Origin of the sequence: Candidatus Sarcina troglodytae, assembly GCF_015708635.1 — a bacterium.
In the GTDB taxonomy this organism is placed as follows: domain Bacteria; phylum Bacillota; class Clostridia; order Clostridiales; family Clostridiaceae; genus Sarcina; species Sarcina ventriculi.
Genome location: NZ_CP051754.1, coordinates 2,221,572 through 2,247,974, shown reverse-complemented (window position 1 = coordinate 2,247,974; position 26,403 = coordinate 2,221,572). Strand labels below are relative to the sequence as shown.

24 protein-coding genes are annotated in these 26,403 nt (G+C 28.5%); 19 read left to right on the top strand and 5 right to left on the bottom strand.

Translation table 11 applies throughout. The features are described 5' to 3' along the window. Positions 1–4 precede the first annotated feature (4 nt). The 6 genes from HH195_RS10465 (at position 5) to HH195_RS10440 (ending at position 4,794) form a co-directional block, all read left to right on the top strand. Entirely contained in the window at positions 5–577 is a 573-nt protein-coding gene (locus HH195_RS10465) for a molybdenum cofactor guanylyltransferase (RefSeq protein WP_055258824.1), read from the top strand. Positions 578–583: 6 nt separating this feature from the next. Continuing rightward, positions 584–1,072 (top strand): molybdopterin-guanine dinucleotide biosynthesis protein B, encoded by a 489-nt coding sequence (gene mobB, locus HH195_RS10460; RefSeq protein WP_055258822.1) that lies wholly within the window; start codon positions 584–586, stop codon positions 1,070–1,072. A 48-nt stretch (positions 1,073–1,120) separates the two neighbouring features. Continuing rightward, the gene (locus HH195_RS10455; protein ID WP_196371036.1) at positions 1,121–1,612 is read left to right on the top strand and encodes a MogA/MoaB family molybdenum cofactor biosynthesis protein; all 492 of its coding nucleotides are present in this window, start codon (positions 1,121–1,123) and stop codon (positions 1,610–1,612) included. Between the two features lie 18 nt (positions 1,613–1,630). Beyond that, positions 1,631–2,647 carry a molybdopterin-binding protein gene (locus HH195_RS10450; RefSeq protein WP_055258818.1) on the top strand — a complete coding sequence of 339 codons (1,017 nt, stop codon included), beginning with the start codon at positions 1,631–1,633 and terminating at the stop codon, positions 2,645–2,647. 29 nt (positions 2,648–2,676) lie between these two features. Beyond that, a complete protein-coding gene (moaC, locus tag HH195_RS10445) occupies positions 2,677–3,153 on the top strand; it encodes a cyclic pyranopterin monophosphate synthase MoaC (RefSeq protein WP_196371035.1) in 477 nt (158 codons plus the stop codon). A 162-nt stretch (positions 3,154–3,315) separates the two neighbouring features. Further along, positions 3,316–4,794 carry a 4Fe-4S dicluster domain-containing protein gene (locus HH195_RS10440; protein WP_196371034.1) on the top strand — a complete coding sequence of 493 codons (1,479 nt, stop codon included), beginning with the start codon at positions 3,316–3,318 and terminating at the stop codon, positions 4,792–4,794. Between the two features lie 167 nt (positions 4,795–4,961). Here the strand turns inward: HH195_RS10440 and HH195_RS10435 are convergent, their stop codons facing one another. After that, positions 4,962–5,942: a hypothetical protein gene (locus HH195_RS10435; protein WP_196371033.1), complete on the bottom strand. Its 981-nt coding sequence runs from the start codon at positions 5,940–5,942 to the stop codon at positions 4,962–4,964. Positions 5,943–6,502: 560 nt separating this feature from the next. Here HH195_RS10435 and HH195_RS10430 point away from each other — a divergent pair. The 10 genes from HH195_RS10430 to HH195_RS10385 all read left to right on the top strand — a co-directional run bounded on the left by HH195_RS10430 (position 6,503) and on the right by HH195_RS10385 (position 18,996). After that, positions 6,503–7,552 carry a carbamoyl phosphate synthase small subunit gene (locus HH195_RS10430; protein WP_196371032.1) on the top strand — a complete coding sequence of 350 codons (1,050 nt, stop codon included), beginning with the start codon at positions 6,503–6,505 and terminating at the stop codon, positions 7,550–7,552. Between the two features lie 12 nt (positions 7,553–7,564). Beyond that, positions 7,565–10,774 (top strand): carbamoyl-phosphate synthase large subunit, encoded by a 3,210-nt coding sequence (carB, locus tag HH195_RS10425; protein ID WP_196371031.1) that lies wholly within the window; start codon positions 7,565–7,567, stop codon positions 10,772–10,774. 197 nt (positions 10,775–10,971) lie between these two features. Beyond that, complete coding sequence (locus tag HH195_RS10420; protein ID WP_055258806.1) at positions 10,972–11,181, top strand: hypothetical protein; 210 nt, start codon at positions 10,972–10,974, stop codon at positions 11,179–11,181. Positions 11,182–11,463: 282 nt separating this feature from the next. Continuing rightward, positions 11,464–12,246, top strand: coding sequence for a glutamate racemase (murI, locus tag HH195_RS10415; protein ID WP_196371939.1), 783 nt, complete (start codon positions 11,464–11,466; stop codon positions 12,244–12,246). A 220-nt stretch (positions 12,247–12,466) separates the two neighbouring features. Continuing rightward, positions 12,467–12,736: an STAS-like domain-containing protein gene (locus HH195_RS10410; protein ID WP_196371030.1), complete on the top strand. Its 270-nt coding sequence runs from the start codon at positions 12,467–12,469 to the stop codon at positions 12,734–12,736. A gap of 257 nt (positions 12,737–12,993) precedes the next feature. Further along, positions 12,994–13,506, top strand: a complete 513-nt coding sequence (locus HH195_RS10405; protein WP_196371029.1) for a peptidylprolyl isomerase — start codon at positions 12,994–12,996, stop codon at positions 13,504–13,506. 89 nt (positions 13,507–13,595) lie between these two features. Next, entirely contained in the window at positions 13,596–14,285 is a 690-nt protein-coding gene (locus tag HH195_RS10400; RefSeq protein ID WP_196371028.1) for a helix-turn-helix domain-containing protein, read from the top strand. A gap of 259 nt (positions 14,286–14,544) precedes the next feature. Then, on the top strand, positions 14,545–16,248 hold the full coding sequence (locus HH195_RS10395; protein ID WP_196371027.1) for a S8 family peptidase: 1,704 nt from the start codon (positions 14,545–14,547) through the stop codon (positions 16,246–16,248). An 82-nt stretch (positions 16,249–16,330) separates the two neighbouring features. Continuing rightward, positions 16,331–17,656: a peptidoglycan-binding domain-containing protein gene (locus tag HH195_RS10390; RefSeq protein ID WP_196371026.1), complete on the top strand. Its 1,326-nt coding sequence runs from the start codon at positions 16,331–16,333 to the stop codon at positions 17,654–17,656. Positions 17,657–17,679: 23 nt separating this feature from the next. Next, positions 17,680–18,996: a peptidoglycan-binding domain-containing protein gene (locus HH195_RS10385; protein ID WP_196371025.1), complete on the top strand. Its 1,317-nt coding sequence runs from the start codon at positions 17,680–17,682 to the stop codon at positions 18,994–18,996. Positions 18,997–19,071: 75 nt separating this feature from the next. Here HH195_RS10385 and HH195_RS10380 read toward each other — a convergent pair whose 3' ends face one another. Then, positions 19,072–20,124, bottom strand: a complete 1,053-nt coding sequence (locus HH195_RS10380; RefSeq protein ID WP_196371024.1) for a YkvI family membrane protein — start codon at positions 20,122–20,124, stop codon at positions 19,072–19,074. Between the two features lie 152 nt (positions 20,125–20,276). Here HH195_RS10380 and HH195_RS10375 point away from each other — a divergent pair, with 152 nt between their 5' ends. The 3 genes from HH195_RS10375 (at position 20,277) to HH195_RS10365 (ending at position 23,144) form a co-directional block, all read left to right on the top strand. Further along, the gene (locus HH195_RS10375; protein ID WP_196371023.1) at positions 20,277–21,389 is read left to right on the top strand and encodes a hypothetical protein; all 1,113 of its coding nucleotides are present in this window, start codon (positions 20,277–20,279) and stop codon (positions 21,387–21,389) included. Positions 21,390–21,467: 78 nt separating this feature from the next. Continuing rightward, a complete protein-coding gene (gene mnmL / locus HH195_RS10370; protein WP_196371022.1) occupies positions 21,468–22,400 on the top strand; it encodes a tRNA modification radical SAM protein MnmL/YtqA in 933 nt (310 codons plus the stop codon). 24 nt (positions 22,401–22,424) lie between these two features. Next, positions 22,425–23,144, top strand: coding sequence for a 2-phosphosulfolactate phosphatase family protein (locus HH195_RS10365; protein ID WP_196371021.1), 720 nt, complete (start codon positions 22,425–22,427; stop codon positions 23,142–23,144). A gap of 51 nt (positions 23,145–23,195) precedes the next feature. Here the strand turns inward: HH195_RS10365 and HH195_RS10360 are convergent, their stop codons facing one another. The 3 genes from HH195_RS10360 to HH195_RS10350 form a co-directional block, all read right to left on the bottom strand. After that, on the bottom strand, positions 23,196–24,119 hold the full coding sequence (locus HH195_RS10360) for a DMT family transporter (RefSeq protein ID WP_196371020.1): 924 nt from the start codon (positions 24,117–24,119) through the stop codon (positions 23,196–23,198). A gap of 207 nt (positions 24,120–24,326) precedes the next feature. After that, positions 24,327–25,268 carry a DMT family transporter gene (locus tag HH195_RS10355; RefSeq protein ID WP_112365442.1) on the bottom strand — a complete coding sequence of 314 codons (942 nt, stop codon included), beginning with the start codon at positions 25,266–25,268 and terminating at the stop codon, positions 24,327–24,329. Between the two features lie 57 nt (positions 25,269–25,325). Next, on the bottom strand, positions 25,326–26,246 hold the full coding sequence (locus HH195_RS10350; protein WP_055258781.1) for a DMT family transporter: 921 nt from the start codon (positions 26,244–26,246) through the stop codon (positions 25,326–25,328). Positions 26,247–26,403: the final 157 nt, after the last annotated feature.

Below are 26,403 nucleotides of genomic sequence, written 5' to 3'. Positions count from 1 at the left end.
TTTTATGAGTATTAAAAAAAGTGCAGTTATATTATCTGGTGGAAAAAATTCGAGAATGGGATATGAAACTAAGGCTTTTTTGAAATTAAATGATAGGAAATTTATAGATTTAATAATAGAGTCACTAAAAGATTATGATGACATAATAGTGTCTTGTAATAAGTTAGAAGATTATAAATATTTAAAACAAGTTACATTGATAGAAGATGAAATAAAGGATATTGGCCCTATGGGTGGGATTTATTCTTGTCTTAAAAAGTGTAATTATAATAAATGTTTATTTGTTGCGGCAGATATGCCATTTATAAATAAAAATGTTATAGACACTTTAACTTATTGCGAATTTAATGAAGATGCATTGGTTCCTATAGTTAATGGGAAAATTGAGCCTTTAGTTGCTGTGTATGATAAAAAAATAGTACATATTATAGAAGAATTGATAGATAATAATGACTTTAAAATAAGAAATCTTTTAAAACTTATAAATGTAAAATATATAGAAATAAATGACAATAAAGCATTTATAAATGTAAACACTAAAGAAGAATATGAAAATATTAAAAAAGAAGAGGAATAGGGTACTATGGCAAAAGTTATAAATATAATTGCCTGTAAATCTAATGTTGGTAAAACAACTTTAATTGAAGGTTTAATAAAAGAACTTAAATTAAGGGGACATAGTGTAGCAACAATAAAACATGATGCTCATGACTTTGAAATTGATAAGGAAGGCAAAGATACATGGCGTCATAGAAAAGCTGGTGCTGAGGCTGTAGTTATATCCTCTAAAAGTAAAATGGCGATGATAAAGGAAATTAAGCAGGAAATATCACTAGATGAATTGATTAATCTAGTTAGTGATTATGATTTTGTAATAGTTGAAGGTTATAAAAAAAGTTCTTATAAAAAAATAGAAGTTTTTAGAAGTGCAGTAAGTACAGAAATTATAACTCCAAAAGAAAAGTTAATTGCAGTAGCTAGTGATATTGAACTTAATTTAGATGGAGTTTTAGAGGTCAATATTAATGATTATAAATCTTTAGCAAATATTGTGGAAGAAATAGATTTGTAAAGTTTTAATAATATTATTAATATAAAAAATATTTAGGAGGTAAATAGAATGTATACAGTAGGAATTATAACAAGTAGTGATTCAGGGTATGCAGGAAAAAGAGAGGATAAAAGTGCAGAAGTTATAAAAAAATATGTAGAGAGCAGGGGCTTTAAGGTTGAAAAATATATTTTAGTTCCAGATGATAAGGAAATGCTTAAAGAAGCTTTTATAAAAATGAGTGATGATTTAAAACTTAATTTAGTTTTAAGTACAGGTGGAACAGGTTTCTCTCCAAGAGATGTAACTCCAGAGGCTACTAAAGAAATTATACAAAGAGAAGCTCAAGGGATAGCAGATGCTATAAGAATGTATAGTTTACAAATAACTAAAAGAGCTATGTTATCTAGAGCAATATCTGGAATTAGAAATAAAACATTAATAGTAAATCTTCCAGGAAGTCCAAAGGCTTGTGAAGAAGCTTTAGATTTTGTTTTAGAGGATTTAAAACATGGAATTGATATATTAAATGAAACAGCTAAGGATTGTGCAAGAAAATAAATGAGGAAGTGGATTTAAATGAAAAAAGTAAATGTACGTGATGCAGTAGGAATGGTCTTATGTCATGACATAACACAAATAATACCAGGAAAATTTAAGGGTAGAGCTTTTCAAAAAGGACATATAATACAAGAAGAAGATATAGAAAAATTATTAAGCTGTGGTAAAGAACATATTTATGTTTGGGAGTATAAAGAAGGAATACTTCATGAAAATGAAGCAGCTGAAAGACTTAGAGATATAGTTTGTGGTGATGGAATAGAATTTGGAGCAGAAATAAAAGAAGGAAAAATAGACTTTTTTGCAAAAGAAGATGGACTTTTAAAGGTTAATGAAGAAGAACTTTTTAAGATTAACTCTTTAGGGGAAATGATGGTTGCAACAATACATAATAATACTCCAGTTAAAAAAGGTGAAAAATTAGGTGGAACAAGAATAATTCCATTAGTTATAGAAGAAGAAAAAATAAAAAGAGCAGAAGACCTTATACCAACTAAAATAATGGAAGTTAAAAAAATACACCCTAAAAAGGCTTATATGATAACAACAGGTAGTGAGGTTTATTCAGGTAAAATTCAAGATGCTTTTGGACCTGCTGTAAAGAGAAAACTTGAAGAATACAATTGTGAACTTGTAAGACAAGTAATTTTACCAGATGATAAAGAAAAAATAAAAGAGGCTATAAAGGATGCATTAAATGATGGAGCAGAACTTGTAATGTGTACAGGAGGAATGTCAGTTGACCCAGATGATATGACTCCGACTGCTATAAAAGAAACAGGAGCAGAACTTGTAACTTATGGTTCACCAGTTTTACCAGGAGCTATGCTTTTAGTTGCATATAATGGTGATGTCCCAATATTAGGGCTTCCAGGATGTGTAATGTACAATAAAAGAACTGCATTTGATTTAGTTTTACCAAGAGTATTAGCAAATGAAAAAGTTACTTTTGAAGATATAGCAAAACTTGGTCATGGTGGATTCTGTTTAAACTGCAAGGTTTGTACTTTCCCACATTGTTCATTTGGTAAATAGAATTAAGATTAAGTAAGAAGGTGTAGATTATGTCTAATGAATTTACTCATTTTGATAGTAAAGGAAATGCTATCATGGTAGATGTTACTGAAAAGCAAAAAACTGAGAGAGTTGCAGTGGCTGTTGGAAAAATAAAGGTTAGTAAAGAAACTTTAGATTTAATTTTAGTAGGAAAAATAGGCAAGGGAGATGTTTTAGGAGTTGCAAGAGTTGCAGGTATAATGGCATCAAAGCAAACATCTAATTTAATTCCTATGTGCCATCCACTTATGTTGACAGGAAGTGGTATAACATTTGATATAGATGAAAAAAATTTAGAAATAAATATAACAGCTACAGTTAAGGTTTTTGAAAAAACAGGTGTTGAAATGGAAGCTTTAACTGCTGTAAGTGTTGCGGCTCTTACAATTTATGATATGTGTAAAGCAGTAGATAAAAGAATGGTTATAGGAGATATTCATCTCTTAAAGAAGACCGGAGGAAAAAGTGGAGAATTTAATTTTTAGACAGAAAACTTTATTGTAATTTTTATTATATCATTATAATAATTATGTAGTATCCCTAAAAGTTCAATCATATATTTTAGTTTAGAATAATAGTTATTTATATAGCTTAAAAGTTACTAGATTTAAATATATTTAGGTTGAGTTTTTGGGGGTATTTTATTTATGGAGAAAGATACTAATAAGAAACATATAAAATTTGATACATCTGTTCAAATTTTAAAATATGAAGTTTTAAAAAGAGTAGCTGAAAATGCATTTAATGACACATTGGATAAAAATATTTTAAGTATAGCAAAAGAAGTTGTTGATGATTTAAACCCTAATGTTAGATGTTGTATTTATAAGGAAAGAGCTATTGTCCAAGAACGAATAAAGGTGGCTTTAGGAGGGGATAAGCTTAATGATAATGTTATTGAAGTTATAGATATAGCTTGTGATGAATGCTCAATAAATAGATTTATAGTTACAAATGCGTGTAGAGGATGTTTAGCTAAAAAATGTCAAGAAAGTTGCAGATTTGGGGCAATAAGCTTTGATAGCAAAAAATCTAAAATAGATTATTCTAAGTGTAAAGAGTGTGGAAAGTGTAAAGAAGCATGTCCTTACGATGCTATAGCAGAAGTTAGAAGACCGTGTATGAAATCTTGTTATCCTAAAGCATTATCGTATAATACTGAGAGTAAAAAAGCAGTGATAGATAATAATAAATGTATTCAATGTGGAGCTTGCGTTATTAATTGTCCTTTTGGAGCAATAATGGACAAATCATCAATAGTAGATGTAATAAATCTTATAAAGGATAATTCTAAAAAAGTTTATGCAATTATTGCACCAGCAATTGCTTCACAGTTTAAAGGAAATCATATAAATAAAGTTATAACAGCCATTAAAACATTAGGGTTTGATGATGTTTTAGAAGTAGCTTTAGGGGCTGATTTAGTAGCACTTCATGAGTTTAATGAATTTGCAAACTATGGGGAAGAATCATTTTTAACATCAAGTTGTTGTCCATCTTTTGTTTCATTTATTGAAAAAAAATTCCCAATGCTTAAAGATAATATATCAAATACTGTATCTCCTATGATAGCTATTGCAAGGCTAATAAAGAAAAATGATGAAAATTCTAATATTGTATTTATAGGTCCATGTATAGCAAAGAAAATGGAGATATTAAGAGAAGAGATAAAAGAAGAAGTTAATTACGTTATGACATTTGAGGAACTTTTAGCAATGCTTGATGCAAAAGATATATGCATAGATAAGTGTGTTGATGGTATGAGTGAAAATGGTTCTCTTTATGGAAGAATGTTTGCACGTTCTGGTGGAGTGTTAGAAGCTATAAAGCATGTAGTTAACGAATATGGACAAGATATTTATTTTAATCCACAAAGTGCAAATGGAATAAAAGAATGTGATGCTAAGCTTATGCAGGCTAAATTTAAAAGAATTCAATGTAATTTTTTAGAAGGAATGATTTGTACTGGAGGATGTATAAACGGGCCTGGTACATTAAATCATGATATTAAAAATAATAAAGAAGTAGATATTTATGGCAAGGAATCAGACTATCAAAATATAAAAGACTCTACTGAAAAATATAATGATTTGATGTTGAATTTAAAAAAGTATAAAGATAGATAAATTTTTAAATTGATAAATAAAAATTTATCTATAAGTGTATAAAACCATATTTTTAATACAATGTTGATTTTAGAGAAGATAAAAAACTTAATTTTTAAACTTATCTAAATCAACATTTTTTATATGGTTAAAATATTAAAACTTTATATATAGAGCTGTTAAAATATTTAATGATTTTTATAGCATAAAATAGCATCAACTCTTTTAACATGTTGATTAAATTTAATCCATCTTCGTCCTATCCATTTCCAACCACTTAAAAAACCTCTGTCAAATCTATCTAAATAAGCCCAGTAACCTCGTCCATTTATTTCCCATATATAAACTAAATTATTAACACAGTTTCTTATATAAGATGGAGGTACGTATTTGCAAGGGTTTTCACTAGAATATCCAGGGCCATGAGCGGGACCTCCTTGATGTGGTGGTTTTGGTGGTGGACATTTATGAGTTCCATCATAATCTATTATTTTTACATTTTTACTATTTTTTAAAGGTAATTTAGAAGGTGGTGGACTTGTTGGAGGTTTATCGTAATTATAAGAAGGTGCAGGGCCCCTTTCATCTTCTAAGAAATCATAGTCATCATTATCATAATTGTTGTATTCATCATAATAATCAAAGCTTCTTTGATTTTCATCAGAGACATCTTCTCTAGGAGATTTTGGTTTACAAGAGCCTTGACTGCCACAATAGTTTTTCTTATGCATAGACCAAGGGTAATTCCAATTCCATGGAAAATGATTAGACCAAGGATAATTCCAATTCCATGGCCACCAAGGCCCTTGCCATGGAGTAAATGGTGGGAATGGAGGTCTTAATTTAGTTACATCTAAATAGGGAATTTTTATTTTAGCAAATTTAATTGGTTTATTTTTATCATCAACCTGTTTAGATTCTTGGGAACCTCTGTAATCATAGTCACTAAGATAATTATAATTAGGATAATCATAATCGCTTAAATAGTTATACGATTCATCAAAATTATACTCATCGTAATTATCATACTCATAATAGTCATCAGTATTATAGTCTTCTCTCAAATCATAGTCATATGTTTCATCAGTAATATTCATATCTGTTAAGGAATCTATGTCTTTATTTTCGTTAAGAGATTTTAAAAATTCATCAGGATAAATAATTTCCATAAAAAACTCCTAAATATTAATTATATTATAAGATATGTAATATTTGTAATTTTATGATTTTGTTAATAATATTTTGTTCATACTTAATAATGTTGACAAAACATTATATATATATCATAATGTTAAAGTAAATATTCAATAGGACAAAGGTATAGGTTGAAATTAAGTTAAGGTGTTAGAAATTTTCTAACACCTTAACTTATTTGTGAATTGGAAATATTATTTAATATGTGAAAAATAAAATTTTTTATAAATAAATAATCTTATTGACGATTTTAAATAATTAGACTAAAATATGTGTAATAAGAATTTATAAACAATACACTTTAAATTGGTCCTGTGAGGCCAGAAAGAGGTATAAACATGAGAAATAAAAATGGAGAAAATCTATTACAAAACAAAATAACTTTGAATTTTATAATAATTGAAAATATATGTAGGTAACAGGGGATTAAAAAAATGAAATTTTAATCTCCATGTTACCTTTTCCTTTTTTTAAATAAATAATACGTAAATTCCTTGTAAAGTGTGTTTTATAAATATTTAAAGGAGGCAGTTTTATGAAAGCAAAGCTTATATTAGAAAATGGTATTGTATTTGAAGGTAAAGCATTTGGATACTTAAAAGAATGTGTTGGTGAGGTTGTTTTTAATACAGGAATGACAGGATACCAAGAAGTTTTAACAGACCCATCATACTATGGACAAATAGTTACTATGACATATCCCTTGATTGGTAACTATGGGATAAATTTAGAAGATGTTGAATCTAATAAACCAAAGGTTAGAGGGTTTATAGTTAGAGAAAAATGCCAGTATCCAAATAATTTTAGGTGCGAATTAGAACTTGAAACTTATTTACATCAAAATAAAATATTAGGTTTAGATGGAATAGATACAAGAGCTCTTACAAAAATATTAAGAAATAATGGTACTATGAAAGGAATTATAGTATTAGATGAGCATTCAGAAGAAGAAGTTAAACAAAAATTATCAGCTTTTTCTAATAAAGATGCAGTATCAAAGGTTTCAACTAAAGAAATATATGAATTAAATGGTGTAGGAAAACATGTTGCTATGATTGATTTTGGAATGAAAGAAAACATAGTAAGAAATTTTATTAAAAGAGATTGTAAAGTAACAGTATTTCCACATGATGTTAAAGCAGAAGAAGTTTTAAATGTAAATCCTGATTTAGTGTTTTTATCAAATGGTCCTGGAGATCCAGAAGATATGGGATATGCAATAGAAGAAATAAGAAAAATAGCCAAACAAAAACCAATGGTAGGAATATGTTTAGGGCATCAATTGTTAGCTCTAGCTTTTCATGGTAAGACTGAAAAATTAAAATTTGGTCATAGAGGATGTAATCATCCTGTAAAAAATATTTTAAACGATAGAGTTCACATAACATCACAAAATCATGGGTATTATGTAGCTAAAATACCAGAAGGATTTGAAGTGACTCATATAAGTATGAATGATGAAACAGTAGAAGGAATGAGACATAAGACTATGCCAATATTCTCTGTTCAATTCCATCCAGAGGCTTGCCCAGGTCCAAAGGACAGTGAGTATATATTTGATGAATTTATGAAGTATGCACTATAGGAGGAAAATATTATGCCATTAAATAGAGATATAAAAAAAGTTTTAGTAATAGGTTCAGGTCCAATTATAATAGGTCAAGCAGCAGAATTTGATTATTCAGGAACACAAGCTTGTCAAGCTTTAAAAGAAGAAGGTATAGAAGTTGTACTTGTAAACTCAAATCCAGCAACTATAATGACTGATAAAGAGGTTGCCGATAAAGTTTATTTAGAGCCTTTAACTTTAGAATTTTTAGAAAAAGTAATAGCAAAAGAAAGACCAGACTCCCTATTAGCAGGAATGGGTGGGCAAACAGGATTAAATCTTGCTGTTGATTTAAGTGATGCAGGGATTCTAGATAAATATAATGTTAAAGTAATAGGTACATCAATATCTTCAATTAAAGAAGGCGAAGATAGAGAATTATTTAGAAATATGATGAATAGAATAAATCAGCCTGTTATAAAAAGTGAGATTATAACTGATTTAGAATCAGGTATTGAATTTGCTAAAGAAATTGGATATCCAGTTATAGTAAGACCAGCGTATACTCTTGGAGGAACTGGTGGTGGAATAGCTAGTAATGAGCCAGAACTTAGAGAAATATTAAGCTCAGGATTGCAACTAAGCTCAATAGGTCAAGTATTACTTGAAAAGAGTGTTAAGGGTTGGAAAGAAATAGAGTACGAGGTTATGAGGGATTCTAAAGGAAACTGCATAACTGTTTGTAACATGGAAAATATAGATCCAGTTGGTATACATACTGGAGATTCAATAGTTGTTGCACCTAGCCAAACTTTATCAGATAAAGAATATCAAATGCTAAGAGATGCTTCTTTAGCAATAATAGATGCAGTAGGAATTGAAGGAGGATGTAACGTTCAATTTTCTCTAAATCCTCACTCATTTGAATATGCTGTTATAGAAATAAACCCTAGGGTTTCAAGGTCGTCAGCTCTAGCTTCAAAGGCAACAGGTTATCCAATAGCAAAAGTTGCTGCAAAAATAGCTTTAGGATACGGATTAGATGAAATAAAAAATGCAGTAACTCAAAAAACATATGCGTGTTTTGAACCATCTCTTGACTATGTAGTTGTAAAAATTCCAAAATGGCCATTTGATAAATTCCAAAGTGCAGATAGGGCTCTTGGAACTAAGATGATGGCAACTGGAGAAATAATGGCTATAGGAAGTAATTTTGAATCAGCTTTCTTAAAAGGGATAAGGTCTTTAGAGATTGGTAGATATTCTTTAGAACATAAAAAGTTTCAAGAGCTTTCTATGTATGAATTAAGAGAAAGAGTTATAACTCCAGACGACGAAAGAATCTTTGCCTTGACTGAAATGTTAAGAAGAGGATACAGAATAGATATGGTTTCTAAGATAACAGGAATAGATATATTCTTCTTAGAAAAATTTAGATGGCTTGTTGATGAAGAACAAAAACTTAAACAATCTAGTATAGATAACATGAATAAGGCTTGGCTTTATAAGTTAAAAAGAAGAGGATTCTCAGACAAAGCAATTGCTGATATGCTAAGAGTAACACCAGAAGAAATATATAGATTAAGAATGATTTGGAATATTAAGCCTGCGTACAAAATGGTTGATACTTGTGGTGGAGAGTTTGAAGCTTTATCCCCATACTATTACTCAACATATGAAGAATATGATGAGGTTGAAGTTTCAGATAAAAAGAAAGTAGCAATTTTAGGTTCGGGTCCAATTAGAATAGGTCAAGGTATTGAGTTTGATTATTCTTCAGTTCACTGCGTAATGGCACTTAAAAAGTTAGGAATAGAAACAATAGTTATAAATAATAACCCAGAAACAGTAAGTACAGACTTTAGTATATCTGATAAGTTATACTTTGAACCATTAACAGAAGAAGATGTTTTAAATATATTAGATAAAGAAAAACCAGATGGAGTTATCCTTCAATTTGGTGGTCAAACAGCAATAAAACTTGCTAAATTTTTAAAAGAAAAAAATATAACAACTTTAGGAACTACTTCTGATCAAATAGATTTAGCTGAAGATAGAGAACAGTTTGATGCTTTATTAGAAAAGTTAGATATTGCAAGACCAAAAGGAAAAGGTGTATGGAATGTTGAGGAAGGGTTAGAAGAGGCGAGAAGACTTGGATTCCCTGTTCTTGTTAGACCTTCGTTTGTTCTTGGAGGTCAAGGAATGGAAATAACTCATGATGAAGATGAGCTTGTATTCTATTTAAAAAATGCTTTTGAAAAAGATAGTAAAAATCCAATTCTTGTAGATAAATATTTAATGGGAAGAGAAATAGAAGTAGATGCTATATCAGATGGAGAAGATGTTTTAATTCCAGGAATAATGGAACATTTAGAAAGAGCTGGTGTTCACTCAGGAGATAGTATAACTATGTATCCTCCACAACACTTAAGCGATAAAATAAGAAATGATGTATTGGAATATACTAAAAAACTTGCTTTAGAAATTGGAATAAAAGGGATGATAAATATTCAATTTATTGAATATCAAGAAAATCTTTATGTTATAGAAGTTAATCCAAGAGCATCTAGAACTGTTCCATATATATCAAAGGTAAGTACAGTTCCGATAGTAGATATAGCTACAAGAGTTATGCTTGGAGAAAAATTAAAAGATTTAGGTTATGGTACAGGTGTATTTAAAGAACCAGAATTAGTTTCTGTTAAAGTACCAGTATTTTCAACTCAAAAGCTTCCAAATGTTGAGGTAAGTTTAGGACCTGAAATGAAATCAACAGGAGAAGTTTTAGGTGTAGGTAGAAACTTAGAGGAAGCTTTATATAAGGGATTTTTAGGTGCATCAATGTATATTGGTAACGGAAATAAAACAATTCTTGCAACTGTAAATAATCATGATAAAAAAGAATTTTTAGAGATAGCTAAAGATTTAAATAAATTAGGATTTAATTTTGTAGCAACTGAGGGTACAACTAAATTTTTAAGAGATGCAGGAATTGATGCTAGAGAAATTGCTAGAATAGGGGAGAACTCTCCAAATTTAATGGATCTTATAAAGAATAAGGAAATAGATTTAATTGTTAATACTCCAACTAAAGCAAATGATTCAAAGAGAGATGGTTTCCTTATGAGAAGAGCAGCAGTTGAGAGAAATATTGGTGTTATAACTTCATTAGATACATTAAAAGCATTAGTAGATGTTAAGAAAAGCAAAGTTGAAGATAAAGATTTAGAAGTATTTAATTTAGTTGAAATGTAATTTAAAAATAATCCACAAGTGATAGATTATTTAATCTTGTGGATTATTAATCTTCATACAAATAGTTTCTATGTTTTTATTAATTATTGAAAAACTAATAATTAAATAGTATTTAAAACATACATAAGTGGAATAATAAATGCAAAGTTTGTAGTAATGAAAATGATTTGTTATAATTTAGAAAAGGAGTGATTATAATGTTAGAAATGTTTAATAAACTTGATAAATTTGATAAAAAAGATTGTGAATTAAAGAGAGCAGTTCATCAATTAATAAAAGAAGATAGAAAATTAAAAAATGCAATACTTTTAGATTGTGCAATTGGAGCTATGGTCGTTGGTACAATTATAGGCTTAAAGATGCATAAATGTTATAAATATCGTAAAGAATCTAAATATGAAGAATAATCATATTTAGTTTTTGATGGATGTAGATTATTTTTAAGATAAATAGGAATAGAAATGATGTTTTTTATTTTTTAGCATTTACGTTTTTATATAAAAAGTAGTTAATTTTTATGTGAAAGTGTAAATGTTTTTTTTATTGCTTAAAAATAGATATAATTTTGTTATAGATAAAATAAAGTTTAAAGTAATGAGATTTAGTATTTAATGAAATTATAGATTTATTAGTCATAAAGGTATAAAATAATTTTAGTGTTATAATGCAATGTAGGAGTGAGAGTGAAAATGTATAATACGGTTGATAAAAATAGTCCTATAGGTTTTTTCGATTCAGGGGTTGGTGGTATAAGTGTTATGAGGAGAGCTGTTGAACTTATGCCAAATGAAAATTACATATATTTTGGAGATTCTAAAAATGCTCCATATGGTGTTAAACATGCTGATGAAGTGAGAAAATTAACTTTTAATGCTATGAAATTCTTTGAAGAAAGTGGAGTAAAAGCTGTTGTTATAGCATGTAATACAGCCACATCTGCAGCTATAAAAGAGTTAAGAGAAACTTATAATATTCCGATAATAGGCATAGAACCAGCTATAAAGCCAGCAGTTGAATCTAAAAAACAAGGTAAAATAATAATAATGGCAACAACTATGACCCTTGCAGAGAAAAAATTTAACAATCTTATGGACAAGTATAAAGATGAAAGAGAAATTATAAAACTTCCAGCACCTGGTTTAGTAGAATTTGTTGAAAGTGGAATATTCAGTGGCGAAGAGGTTATGGATTTTTTAAAAGAAAAATTAAGTCCTTATTTGAATAGTAAAATATCGACTATTGTATTGGGATGTACCCATTATCCTTTTGTAAAAAATGCTATACAAGATATAGTTGGAGAAGATGTTGATATAATAGATGGTAGCTATGGAACCATAAGAGAACTAAAAAGAAAATTAGAAAAAATTAATTTAATAAATAATCAAAGAGAAGATGGATATGTTAAAATATTTAATTCATCAGAAGATAAAAAAATAGTAGAACTTTGTAAAGTATTATTAAAAACAAAATAAAAAAAATAATAAGAATTAAGCTATCTGGATATATTACTTATAAAGGTAGCTTAATTTTTATAATACGAAAAATCAATAGAATTAAATATAAAGAAAAATATTTAAACAATTTGTTAAAATATTGACATGAAAAACGTAAGGTGATATTATAATATCATAAAAAAAGAATTTTCAGAAAATTTTAAATAAATAAAAAATTACAAACTTAGGAGGGGAATTTATGAATATAAATGTTAAAAAAATATTAGGGAATGCACTAAATATTGAGGATGCTATTGTTTTAAGGAGCTATTTAGAGGAAAATCAAAATCAAAATGTTGAATTAGATTTTGAGGGAATTGATAGAGTACCATCAACTTTCTTAAATTGTTTATTTGCTGATATGATAAATAAAGAGGGAAGAGATATTGTAGCTAATAAAGTAGAAGTGAAAAATTTATCAAATTATAATGATTATTCAAGAGTTGTGTTAGGAACAACATTTTGTTAACAAAAATATTTAATATAATTTGAGGGTAGTTTATAATTTTAAGCTACCTTTTTTATATTTATTAAATCGTATTATTTTTATGTGGAGTGAATGATTTTATATTATAATGTTTTAAATTATAATAAGGATTTCTTTAAATAATTAAAAAAATAATATATAATTTATTAAAAGACTACTTAAATATAAATAGTAGAAAAATATGAAAGGAGAAGCTACTTATATAATATAAATTTAATTATAGGTAGCACATAAAATTTATGAATCCAATAGTTACTATAGAAATGCAATCTGGGGACAAAATAAAAGTAGAACTTTATGAGAATATAGCTCCAAATACAGTAAGAAATTTTGTTAGTTTAGTTAAAAAAGGTTTTTATAATGGAGTAATATTTCACAGAGTTATTCCGGGATTTATGATTCAAGGTGGAGATCCAGACGGAAATGGAACAGGTGGTCCAGGATATTGCATAAAAGGTGAGTTTGAGGCTAACCGTATTAAAAATGATTTAAAACACACAAGAGGTGTTATATCAATGGCTAGAACCATGGTTAATGATTCAGCAGGAAGTCAATTCTTTATAATGGTTGAAAATGCTCCACATTTAGATAGACAATATGCAGGATTTGGTAAAGTTATAGAGGGAATGGAAGCTGTTGATAAAATAGTATCTGTTAAAACTGATAGAATGGATAAACCTTATGAAGATCAAGTTATGGCTAAGGTAACAGTTGAAAATGCTGATAATATGCCAGAACCAGAAAAAATATAAATTTTTTAAATATTAAAATTGGTGCTTAAGGTAGTTAAGACTAACCATAAGCACCTTTTTAGAATGTATTTAACAAATGGAGGTAAATTATGAGTAGAGTTGGAGAAAGAATAAAAAGTGTTAGGGAAAAAAGCGGATTAACCCAAAAAGCTTTAGCTAAAAAATTAGGTGTAGCTGAAAAATTCATAAATGAAGTTGAAACTGGAAGAAAAATATTAAATGAAGCACTTATAGAGAAGGTGTCTAAAGTTTTAAATACAGATTTAAATGATATAAGTATGGTTGTAACTGATGATGATTTACAAAAAGAAAAAATAGCAGAATCTTTAAGAAAAGCTCCTGCTATTAAAAAAACTAAACCAGATAAAGAGGTTGATGAGGTTTGGAATCAAGCTTTTGGTAACGTCTTAAAAAATGTTCCTATATATAACTATAGTTTAACTAAAAATAATGGATATAAACAACTTCCTATGCATTCAAATAAAATAGAAGGACATTCATCTGATAAAGTATTTTATGTTGTTATAGAAAAAAATGATATGACAGGATATAGAATTCAACAAGGTGATTTAGCTTTTTGCCATTCTATAAAAGAAATTGAAAACAACTCTATATGTTTAATTGAATTTCAAGGAGTAAGAGTTATTAGACAAATAAAAAGATTAGATAATTCTAAGGTATTATTAATAAGTAATGGTGGTTCTATGAAAACAGAAACTGCATTAATAAAAGAAGTACTTCCAATAGCAAAACTTGATAGAATAGAATTTAATATATAAATTTGTTGCATGCTTATATTACTTTTATAAATTAAAAATTTAAAAAATAAAGCTGTACTATAATAAACATTGTAGTACAGCTTTTTATTATTTAATACATTTGTATGGAATAATAAAACATAAATGTATAAGTTATCCACAAATGTGGATAACTTATGTGGATAACTTGTTTTAAAATTAAAATATATTATGAAAATGTATATAAATCTAATAAATAAGAATATTTTATAATAAATTAATTATTTTTTAGGAGAATTTTATGAGTGAAGGTTTAAGGCAGTTTTCTAAGTATTTAAGCAATATTCCTCAGGATATATTAAATGAGATAATAGTTAAAAATTCTTTTAATACTCAAGATGGTAATTTTATAGAATTTATAGTTGTATATCAGGGGACGGCAGATGATTTTAGAACAGATGCTGAAAGTATAGGAGTTAAATTTGATGATTTAGGTTATGGGTTTGGCATTGTAACTATGAAGGTTTCTGAGATTAATAAATTAGATAATTTAACAAGGATTCAATATGTAGAATTACCAAAAGTATTAGAAACTACTGATTATCAAAGTAATAGTGCGTCTTGTGTTCAATCAGCTTGGAATACTTATGGATTATCTGGAGAAGGAACGATTATAGGTTTTTTGGATACAGGTATTGATTTTACTCATCCAGGATTTATAAGCAATGATGGAGAAACTAGGCTTCAATATATTTATGATTTGCAGACAGATAAAATATACAATAGAGATGATATAAATAGAGCTTTAAAAAGTGATGAACCTTATGATGTTGTGCCAGTTCAAGACCTTGCAGGTCATGGTACTCATGTAGCAGGAATTGCATGTGCTGGTGGGAAGATAAATTTTAATAATTATGGAGTTGCTTATAAAAGCGATATAATCATGGTCAAAATAACCAGGGAAGGTGATATAAATAGATCACTGTCTACTCAACTTATGAAAGGAGTGAAATTTTTAATAGATAAGGGATATGAATTAAATAAACCTTTGATTATAAATATAAGTTTAAGTACAAATCAGGGAGGACACAATGGAAGGAGTTTGCTTGAACAATATATAGAAATAGTAAGTACAGTAGAAAAAGTGACAATAGTTATAGCTGCGGGAAATGAAGGAAGTGCAGGGCATCATGTTGGCGGTGAAGTACAACAAATAGTAAGAATACCTCTTAGTATAGCAGATGAAGAAAAATCTATTTCTATTCAATTTTATAAGACATTATTAAATAGTTTTTCAATAGAGATAATATCTCCAGCTGGAATAAGTAGTCAAGAAATTATATTAGACCAGCGTTATAATGAAAGATTTTTAGGAAGGGTAAAAGTAGCAACTTATAATATGGGGGCATCACCAATTGATGTAATTGGGCAGATATATATTAGATTAACCACATCAGATGTTCAATTAATTTCTGGAGAATGGACAATTATTTTAAGAAGTTTAAATGAGTATGAGGGTTATTACGATATGTGGCTTCCAGTGGCAGAAGGGTTAAATCCGCAAACAAAATTTTTACAGCCAAGTATTTCAAATACTCTAGGAATACCAGCTACAGTAGATGGGGTTATTTCTGTTGGTAGTTATAGTTATATAAATAATACTCTTTCACCTTTTTCAGGAAGAGGGGTTAAGAGACCGGGAAGGGACAGAAAGCCTGATATATTAGCACCTGGAGAGAATATATTATCAACTATAGTGGGAGGAGGATTTGATACTAAAACAGGAACATCTATGGCAGCACCAACAGTAGCAGGTGTATGTGGTCTTCTTTGTGAATGGGGAATTGTAAAGGGTAATGATATATATCTTTATTCGGGAAGGCTTAAATATTATTTGTGTAGGTCTGCTAAAAGACCTATAAATAATTTAAATTATCCTGATATAGCCTATGGATATGGATTGGTATGTGTGGATAATGTAGTTAATTTAATACAATCTGAGTAATGTAATTAGTTGTAGTTCAAAATCACATCTTATAAAAAGTTTCATACAATAAATTATATTATTTATTTTAAAGGAGAGTTTTATGGCTAAAGGTGCTCTTAAGGTTCAATGCTTTAGTGAAGACACATATATTCCTGTTAATAAGGCAAAAATAATAATAACCCCAACAGGTATAGATGGTGTAGCTATAGGGAATAATATAGAACTTTATACTAATTCATGGGGAGCCACAGAAGTTATAGATTTGGAAACTCCTCCAATTAAAAATTCCCAAACACCAGGTCTTATTCCATATAGTTTTGCTGATATAACGGTAGAAAGAGATGGGTATATACCGGTTTTAGTGAAAGGAGCTCAAATATATCCAGATAGAGTTGCATTTCAAAAAATAAATTTCACGAATGATGATAAGTTAACAAGGCAACAAATAATTATTGATATTCCAGCTAATGTACAAGTAGGAAATTATCCAGCTAAAATACCAGAAGCAGAAGAAAAACCTCTTCCAAAGCCTCAGGGAACAGTAGTGCTTCCTCAACCAGTTGTTCCAGAATATATAAGAGTTCATGCAGGAGTTCCAGATGATAATTCAGCTCCTAATTATACAATACCTTATAAAGAATATATAAAAAATGTGGCATCTTGCGAGATATATTCAACATGGCCAGAAACAACAATAAGAGCTAATGTCTATGCTATAATATCATTTACTTTAAATAGAGTTTATACAGAGTGGTATAGAGGTAAGGGAAAAAATTTTGATATAACAAGTTCTACGGCTTATGATCATGCATTTAGTTATGGAAGAAATATATATGAGAATATAGGTGCAATTGTTGATGAGATATTTTCAACATATATAAAAAGAGATGGTGCAAAGCAACCACTTTTAACCCAATACTGTGATGGTGTAAATGTTCAATGTCCTAATTGGATGACTCAATGGGGTTCAAAATATTTAGGCGATCAAGGAAAAACCCCTTATGAAATATTAACATACTTTTATGGAGATAATATAAATCTTACAACGGCACCTAAAGTAAATGGTATACCAAAGTCATATCCTGGAACATCTTTAACTATAGGATCTACTGGAGAAGCGGTAAAAACAATTCAAAGTCAGTTAAATGACATAGCTAAGGCTTTTCCATTGATTCCTAAGGTAGCGGTAGATGGAATATATAATCAAGCAACTGCTAATTCCGTTAAAGTTTTTCAAGAAAATTTTAACTTATCAAACACAGGTATTGTAGATTATGCAACTTGGTATAGGATTTCTGATATTTATGTAGGAGTTACTAAAATAGCTGAACTTAGATGTTATGATGGGAACTCAAAAAAGATATTTGTTCCGCCAACTATATCAGCCTATGAGGATGATATACCAAAAGTACCTTATTATATATAGAGTAATTTTAAGGAGAAAATTATATGGCAAAAGGTTCTTTAAAAATAGAATGTTTTAGTGAAAATACATTTATTCCTGTAAATAAGGCGAAAGTAATAGTAACGCCTACAGATTCAAATGGAACTGCTACACGAGATAATGTAGAATTGTATACAAATTCTTCAGGAGCAACACAAGTTATAGAATTAGATGCACCACCGATAGAAAATTCTTATACTCCAGGACTTATTCCGTATAGCTTTGTTAATGTGACAGCAGAGAAGGAAGGGTATGAAACTGTTTCTATTAAAGGAGTTCAAATATATCCAGGTAGAGTTGCAATTCAAAAAATAAATTTTAAAGAAACTACGACTCCATCAAGACAAGAAGTTATAATTGAAATTCCAGCTAATGTTCAAGTTGGAAATTATCCTCCTAAAATATTAGAGGCAGAAGAAAAACCACTTCCAAAACCACAAGGAGTGGTAGTTCTTGCACAACCTGTTGTTCCTCAATATATAAGAGTTCATGCAGGACTTCCAAATGATAATTCAGCACCAAACTATACAGTCACTTATAAAGAATATATAGCAAATGTAGCGTCTTGCGAGATATATTCAACATGGCCAGATACGACAATAAGAGCAAATATTTACGCTATAATCTCATTTACTTTAAATAGAATATATACAGAATGGTATAGGGGACAAGGAAAAAATTTTGATATAACAAGTTCTACTGCTTATGACCAAGCTTTTAGTTATGGAAGAAATATTTATGAAAATATTGAACAAATAGTTGATGAAATATTTGCAACATATATACAAAGGCAGGATGCTAAGCAACCTCTTTTAGCCCAGTTTTGTAATGGGACAACAGTTACATGCAATGGATTATCACAATGGGGTTCTAAATATTTAGGTGATGAAGGAGATACGCCTTATGAAATATTAACTTATTATTATGGTGATAATATAAATCTTGTAGTAGCACCGAAAGTTCTTGGTATTCCACAATCATATCCTGGGTATTCATTAAGTTTAGGGTCAAGTGGAAGTGCGGTTAGAACAATTCAAAATCAACTAAATACAATAGCAAATTCATTTCCTTTAATACCTAAGTTAGCTGTTGATGGAATATATGGAAGTAGAACTCAAAATTCGGTTAAAATATTTCAACAGACATTCAATTTGCCAGTTACAGGAATTGTAGATTATGCTACATGGTATAAAATATCAGCTGTTTACGTGGGTGTTACTAAAATTGCAGAGCTTAGAGATGATTTAGATTTGCTTGAAAAAATATTTATCCCACCAGTTATTGAGGCTTTAGAAGAAGAAATACCGAGGGTGCCATATTAATAAAAAATATTTAAAAATAATCCACAATATAGTTAATAAATTTTAACTTTATTGTGGATTATTTTTTATAAATAATTATTTTTTCATTTTAAAAAAATAAAAATAACAACATTGTGCAATAAAAATAAGACTAAGTATGCCAAAGATAGGATATAAAGTTGATATAAGGTTGGAAAATCCTATAAGAGATATAGGAAGTGCTATTAAAAGCACAAGAAATATAGATTTCTTATATTTAATTTTAAAAGATTTATTTAATGTTTTGCTTATTGAGTATACATCTGAAACTTCTGTTGAGAACATTTCAGCTAAAATTATAGCAAGAAGTAAAATTTGAATAGGTTTGCCAAATCTATCGGTAATATAAAGAAGAGGTATATCGTATTTGTAAATGTAAGGTTGGTTAACCATAAGCATAGCATTTATAAAGATGCAAATTATTGAAAGAACTAATGCACCTAAAGCAATACCTTTTATCATGGATTTTCTATCAGATGTTTCGTAGCTTAAAGGTACAATAACTCCACAGCAACATAATGTGTTATATCCTGCATATAAAATTGTAGATGTTAACCAGCCAGAGTTTTCTACAGGCTCAATGGATAAAATATTTGAAATAGTTAAATCTTGTCTACAAAATAAAAGGTATAAAATCATAATTAATGTGATTACTGTAACTAATGATGGTACGATAACTGAGTTTATTTCAACTAATCCATTTGTTTCACGCAAAAGAGCAAAGGATGCAATTATAGCCATTATAATAGAACCGACTATTTTAGGTATACCAAAAAATTGATGTAAAAGTGCACCACTTCCAGCTAAGATTATGGACGCACTAGATATTAAGTAAAATGTTGTTGTAATACCTGTTATTTTTCCTAAAATATTAGGACTTACAAGATTTATAGCCTCACTATATGAACTTAATTTATGCTCTATGCTTATTTTAGATATGATGGTACATATAAATATGTAAAATATACCGGTTAATAAAATTCCTAAAAAGCTTATATATCCATATTTAGTGAAAAAAGTTGTTATTTCTTTACCAGAAGCTAATCCAGCTCCAACAATAGTTCCAATAAAGACAGCAGCTATTTGAAATATTTTAATAAAGTTTTTCAAATTTATCCCCCCTTAAATAAATATATTAGATAAATATTAGTTTATTCATAAAATCAATCATAGATTTATATGTTTTGGAAAACATAATAATGTATTTATATGTCTTAATTTTAAAAATAATAAACCTAATATAAAAAGGAGTGAATATCTTCATGAAAAACTTAGTAATAGGTATTTTGTCAGTTTTAATGCTTTTTACTTGTGGATGTACTAGGCAAAAAGAAATTGAAGAGCAAAAACAAGAAGTTATAAATTTAAGTTTTGATAATAACATATCGTCTAGTATAGCTGATACATATATGAATGCCTTCTCTATTGGAGATGTTACAGGGATGAAATCTTTAGGAACAGAAACATTTCAAAAAGGATTTGATGGAGAATTAAATAAAAATATTAAAGTTTTGGGAATAAGACAAGAAGAGGCAAATCAAAATGGCTTAAGTGCTCTCTATGAATATACTGTTATAAAGGCATTAGAAACTGAGCCTAGAGCATATTTACAAACTTATTATCTTAAAGTTAAAAAAGAAAATAATTCTTATAAGGTAGAGTCTGCTACAGCGATTCCACAATATGAAATCTTTAGAGAAGGAAAAGAGTTAAAAATAAGAAAAGATAATAATGTTGAAATAGGTAATTTAATGATTATGAAAAATTTGCCTGATGTTGCTTATTCTAAAAGTGATAGTGGTGATGTTGTTATGTTAAGTGTTCCTAATAAAGACTATGGACCAATTGGTATATCATATACAGGACAAAAAGTTGCTATAAGTACAACGGATGGAGAAAGAAGTTATGTTGGGATAGTTGAGGTTGATGAAGCAGTAAATACAGCAACACAAAGTTCTAATCAAAGTTCACAAGGTTCAAATCAAGGTCAAAATTCACAAGATAACGGGCAAAATCAAAGTGAGGAGATTTATTTTGATGAATTAGTGGGAAAAAGTATAGATACAATAGATGTCTATAGTAATGTGGTTATAAAAAATATAGTATTTTCTAAAGATGATGCTTATGTTGCTGTAGTTTATGACAATGAGGATTCTGTGACTAAATTCAAATTTTATAAAGTAAGTGGTGAGATTGTAGGATTAAACTTGGATAGCATTTTTGCACAAAATAAATATAATTTAATATATAAGGATTATAAAGATAATGAAGTTTATTTTGATGTTACAGGTGTTAGAAATGCAGATGGCATAGTTGAAAGTTTGCTTGGAAGCTATAAGGTGTCAACAAAGGATTTTAAAGTAAGTAAATTGTAGTATAATAAATATAAAAAGTGCAATAAGTTTATCTAAGTTGTTGCGCTTTTTTTATTGGTTGAGAAAGGATGAATTTTAGTGGAGATAAAAAAAAATTGGGGAGATAAAAGGTATCATACTTTAAATTATTTTTTAAGAGAAAAATTTGGTTGTAAAACTTTTAAAATAAGTTTAGATGGGGGCTTTACTTGTCCTAATAGAGATGGAAAAGTTGCAAAAGGTGGGTGTACTTTTTGTAGTTCAAATGGTTCAGGAGATTATGCTGGAGAAAGAATGAAGTCAATTTCTGAACAATTTGATAATATAAAAGATATGATGAATAAAAAGTGGAAAGATGGAAAATACATAGCTTATTTTCAGGCTTACACAAATACATATGCTCCAATTAATGAACTTAGGGAAAAGTATGAAGAAGCTATTTCAAAAGATGGTGTTACAGCTCTTGCTATTGCTACAAGACCAGACTGTATAAATGAAGAAGTTTTAGATTTGATAGAAGAGATGAATAAAAAGGTGTATACATGGGTAGAACTAGGTCTTCAAACAATTCACGATAAGACAGCAGAGAGTTTTAACAGGGGCTATAATTTAGAAACTTTTGATAAATCTATGGAAATGTTAAAAAAGAGAAATATAGATACTGTTGTTCATTGTATATTTGGTCTTCCAAAGGAAACTAAAGAAGAAATGTTGCAAACAGTTGACTATATAGCACATAGTGGTGCTAAAGGCATAAAATTTCATCTGCTTCATCTTATGAAAAACACTAATATGGTTAAGGATTATGAAAATGGCAATTTGAAATTTTTATCTAAGGAGGAATATATAGACCTTGTTTGTGAAGGGGTATCTAGAATTCCACAAGATATGATAGTTCACAGATTAACAGGAGATGCTCCAAGAGATCTTTTAATAGGGCCTATGTGGAGTTTAAATAAATGGGAAGTTTTAAATGCTATAGATAAAACTTTAGAAGACAATGATATTTATCAAGGAAAAAACTTTAAGTAAAGTTAAACATGGGGGAATGTCTTTATGAAGATAGATTTAATAATTTCAGCAGATTATATAGAAGAAAATAAAATAAAGGATAAAATAGTTGTAGTTATAGACATGTTAAGAGCAACAAGTGTTATAACAACAGCTTTAAAAAATGGAGCGAAATGTGTAATTCCAATTCTTACGGTAGATGAAGCTTTTGATAAAGCAAAAAAATTAAAAGATTGTGGGGAAAATGTAGTTTTAGGTGGAGAGAGGAGAGCTTTAAAAATAGAAGGTTTTGATTTTTCTAACTCGCCTTTAGAATATGCTCAAAATAAGGTATTAAATAAAACAGTAATTTTATCTACTACAAATGGTACAAGAGCGTTAAATCTTTGTAAAAAAGCTGATTTAATATTGATTGGTTCTATGATAAATGGACTTGCAGTATCTAAGAAATTGCTTGAATTAAATAAAGATGTTGTGTTTGTCAACGCAGGAACAAATGGCGAATTTTCTATGGATGATTTTATTTGTGCGGGATATATGATAGATAATATATTGAAAGAAAAGTATTGTGAAATGTCTGATATAGCCAAAACTGCTAAATATGTTTATGAAAATAATACAGATATAATTTCGTTTATTAAAAATGCTAGACATTTTGAGGTTTTAACATCTTTAGGATTACAAGATGATTTAAATTATTGTTGTTCTAAAAATTTAACAGATATAGTTCCTATTTTTAGAAATAATAATATAGACATATTATAAGTTATTCTACTAAATATTATTAAAAGAAAATTTAAATTAAAAACAAAAATTTTAGCTAGTAGCCTTAGTTTCTTTTTTTGAACTATCTGTAGTTTTTGAATTGTATAGGACTAAGGTAATAGCTGCTGCTAAAATTATTATGTAACCGATGATAGAGATAATTGTTGGAAGTGATCCAAATACAATAAATCCAAGCACAGCAGAGAATATAACATCAATATATGAGAATATAGCTATTTCTCTAGCAGGGGCATATTTATAAGCTGAAGTTATGGCAAATTCAACTACAAGATAACAAACTCCTGATAAAAGTAAGTAAGTCATTGCTTTAATAGTTAAAACCTTATAATCCATTAGCATAAATGGTGTAAGAACTACTGCACAGGCAACATTGTAAAAGAATACAATTGTACTTGGTGAAGCAGTTTTTCTTAAATATCTCATAGAAACTGAATCTCCAGCATTCATTGCAGAACCAAATATAGCGGCTAAAGATGGTGTAAGAACAAATTTGGCGCTAGATGGGTTTATTACAAATACAGCTCCGACAAAGCCAACGCATATCAATACAACTTGCCAAAATTTAATTTTTTCTTTCAAGAATATAAAAGAGAAAATTACAAGAAAGAACACACTTAAATCTTGAATTACGCTAGAAGTAGATAAAATTAGATACTGAAGTGCATAAATATTTGCAGTTCCTCCGGTTAAACCACATATTGTTCTAATGGAAAGACCAAAAATATTTTTTTTATTACCAATAAATCTACCCTTATCTTTGAAGCCGTAGGTTTTAGCTATAACAATAAATCCTCCGATAATACAAATAAAGCTTTTGTAAACTATTTTTTCTGTTGGAGGAATAGGACCTGCTAATTTTAATAATGTATTCATTAAAGCAATTGATATAGCATATAAAATTATGTAAATTAATCCTTTTTTCCTGTTATCTAAACTATTAAATTTTTCACTCATACTATTATTTTATGTAAAAATACATAAACCTCCTTTAAATATAAAATTGTAAAAATAAAAAAAATAATACTTAGTAGATTAACTTTATAAGTTAGTTAATTCAATTATATTGTTTAGTTATGAACATTTATAAAATAAATAATTAATAAAAAATTAATTTTTTGTAAATTAAAAAACTATGCTTAAATTAAGCATAGTTTTTTTCTTTTATGCTGTATGTTTTTGATTTGAAGTGTTTTCTTTAACTTTAAAATTGTATAAAACTAAAAGTATAGCGGCTGCTATAATTATGACATATCCTATTATAGCTGTTACTTTTGGGAATGTTCCAAATACAATAAATCCAAGAGCGGCAGAAAATACTACATCTACATAGGAAAAAATAGCAATTTCTCTACCTGGAGCATATTTGTATGCTGAAACCATGGCAAATTCAACAACGATATAACAAAGTCCAGCAAGAATCAAAAATATAGTTGTATGTAATGATAAAACTTTATAATCCATTAACATAAATGGAGTAAGTATTATTGCAGAAACAAAGTTATAGAAGAATACTACGGTAGATGGAGAAGCTTTTTTTCCTAAAAATCTCATAGAAACAGCATCTCCACCATTCATTGCAGCACCAAAAATAGCAGCAAGAGCAGGAGCAATAGCAAATTTTACGCTAGTTGGGTTTATTACAACTAAAGCACCTAAAAATCCAACACAGATTAATACAATTTGCCATAATCTAATTTTTTCTCTTAAGAATATAAATGAAAATATTACAACAAAGAATACGCTTAAGTCTTGAAGTACACTGGCTGTTGATAAAATTAAATATTGCAAAGCATAAAGGTTAGCTGTAATTCCAAGTATTCCACATATAGTTCTCATAGAAAGACCTAAAATATTTTGTTTATTTCCAAAGTAACGACTTTTATCCTTAAATCCATAAGCTTTAGCTACAGCAATAAAACCTGCGATAGCACAAATTCCATTTCTATAAACAGTTTTTTCAGCTACTGGAATATGACCTGCTGATTTTAAAAGAGTATTTGTAATAGCTAAAAATAAGCCAAATATAAGTATATATATAAGACCTTTTGTTTTATTATCTAAATTGTTAATTTTTTCTGACATTATATTTTTGTGTGAAGCCACACATCCTCCTTAATAAAATTTTTCTTTTGTATATTAGTAAATTAATTGATACTTTTGTTAAAGGCTAGTATCAAGAGCTTTTTTAGTTTCTTTAATTTTAAAGTTATATAAAACTAAAAGTATAGCGGCTGCTATAATTATTGCATATCCTATTATAGCTGTTACTTTTGGGAATGTTCCAAATACAGCAAATCCAAGAGCAGCAGAAAATACTACATCTACATAGGAAAAAATAGCAATTTCTCTACCAGGAGCATATTTGTATGCCAAAACTATGGTAAAATCAACTACAGTATAGCAAACTCCTGCAAGAAGTAAAAATATAGTTGTATGTAATGATAAAACTTTATAATCCATTAACATAAATGGCGTAAACACTATTACAGAAACAAGGTTAGAGAAAAATACTACAGTAGATGGAGCGGCTTTTTTTCCTAAAAATCTCATAGTAACAGAAGTTCCGCTATTCATTGCAGCGCCAAAAATAGCAGCAAGAGCAGGGGCAAGAGCAAATTTTACGCTAGTTGGGTTTATTACTACTAATGCACCTAAAAATCCAACACAAATTAATACAACTTGCCACAATCTAACTTTTTCTTTTAAGAATATAAATGAAAATATTACGACAAAAAATACACTTAAATCTTGAAGTACACTAGCTGTTGATAAGATTAAGTGTTGCAAGGCATAGAGGTTAGCCGTAATTCCAAGTATTCCACAAATATTTCTCATGGAAAGACCAAAAATATTTTTTCTATTTCCAAAGTAAAGGCTTTTATCTTTAAATCCGTAGGTTTTAGCAAGAAATACAAAACCTGCGATAGTACAAATTACATTTTTATAAACAATCTTTTCCGCAATAGGAATAGGACCTGCTAATTTCAAAAATGTATTCATAATAGCCAAAAATAAGCCAAATATAAGTATATATATAAGGCCTTTCGTTTTATTATCTAGATTATTAATTTTTTCTGACATTATATTTTGTGTAAAAACACTTCCTCCTTAGTAAATTTTTTATCTAATAGATTAGACTAAGAACAATTATAATACAAAGTTTAAAAAAAATTAAGGGATTTTATGAAAAAATTTTTTGAAATGGATTAAAGGTATGAAATTTTTTATGAGAGAAAAC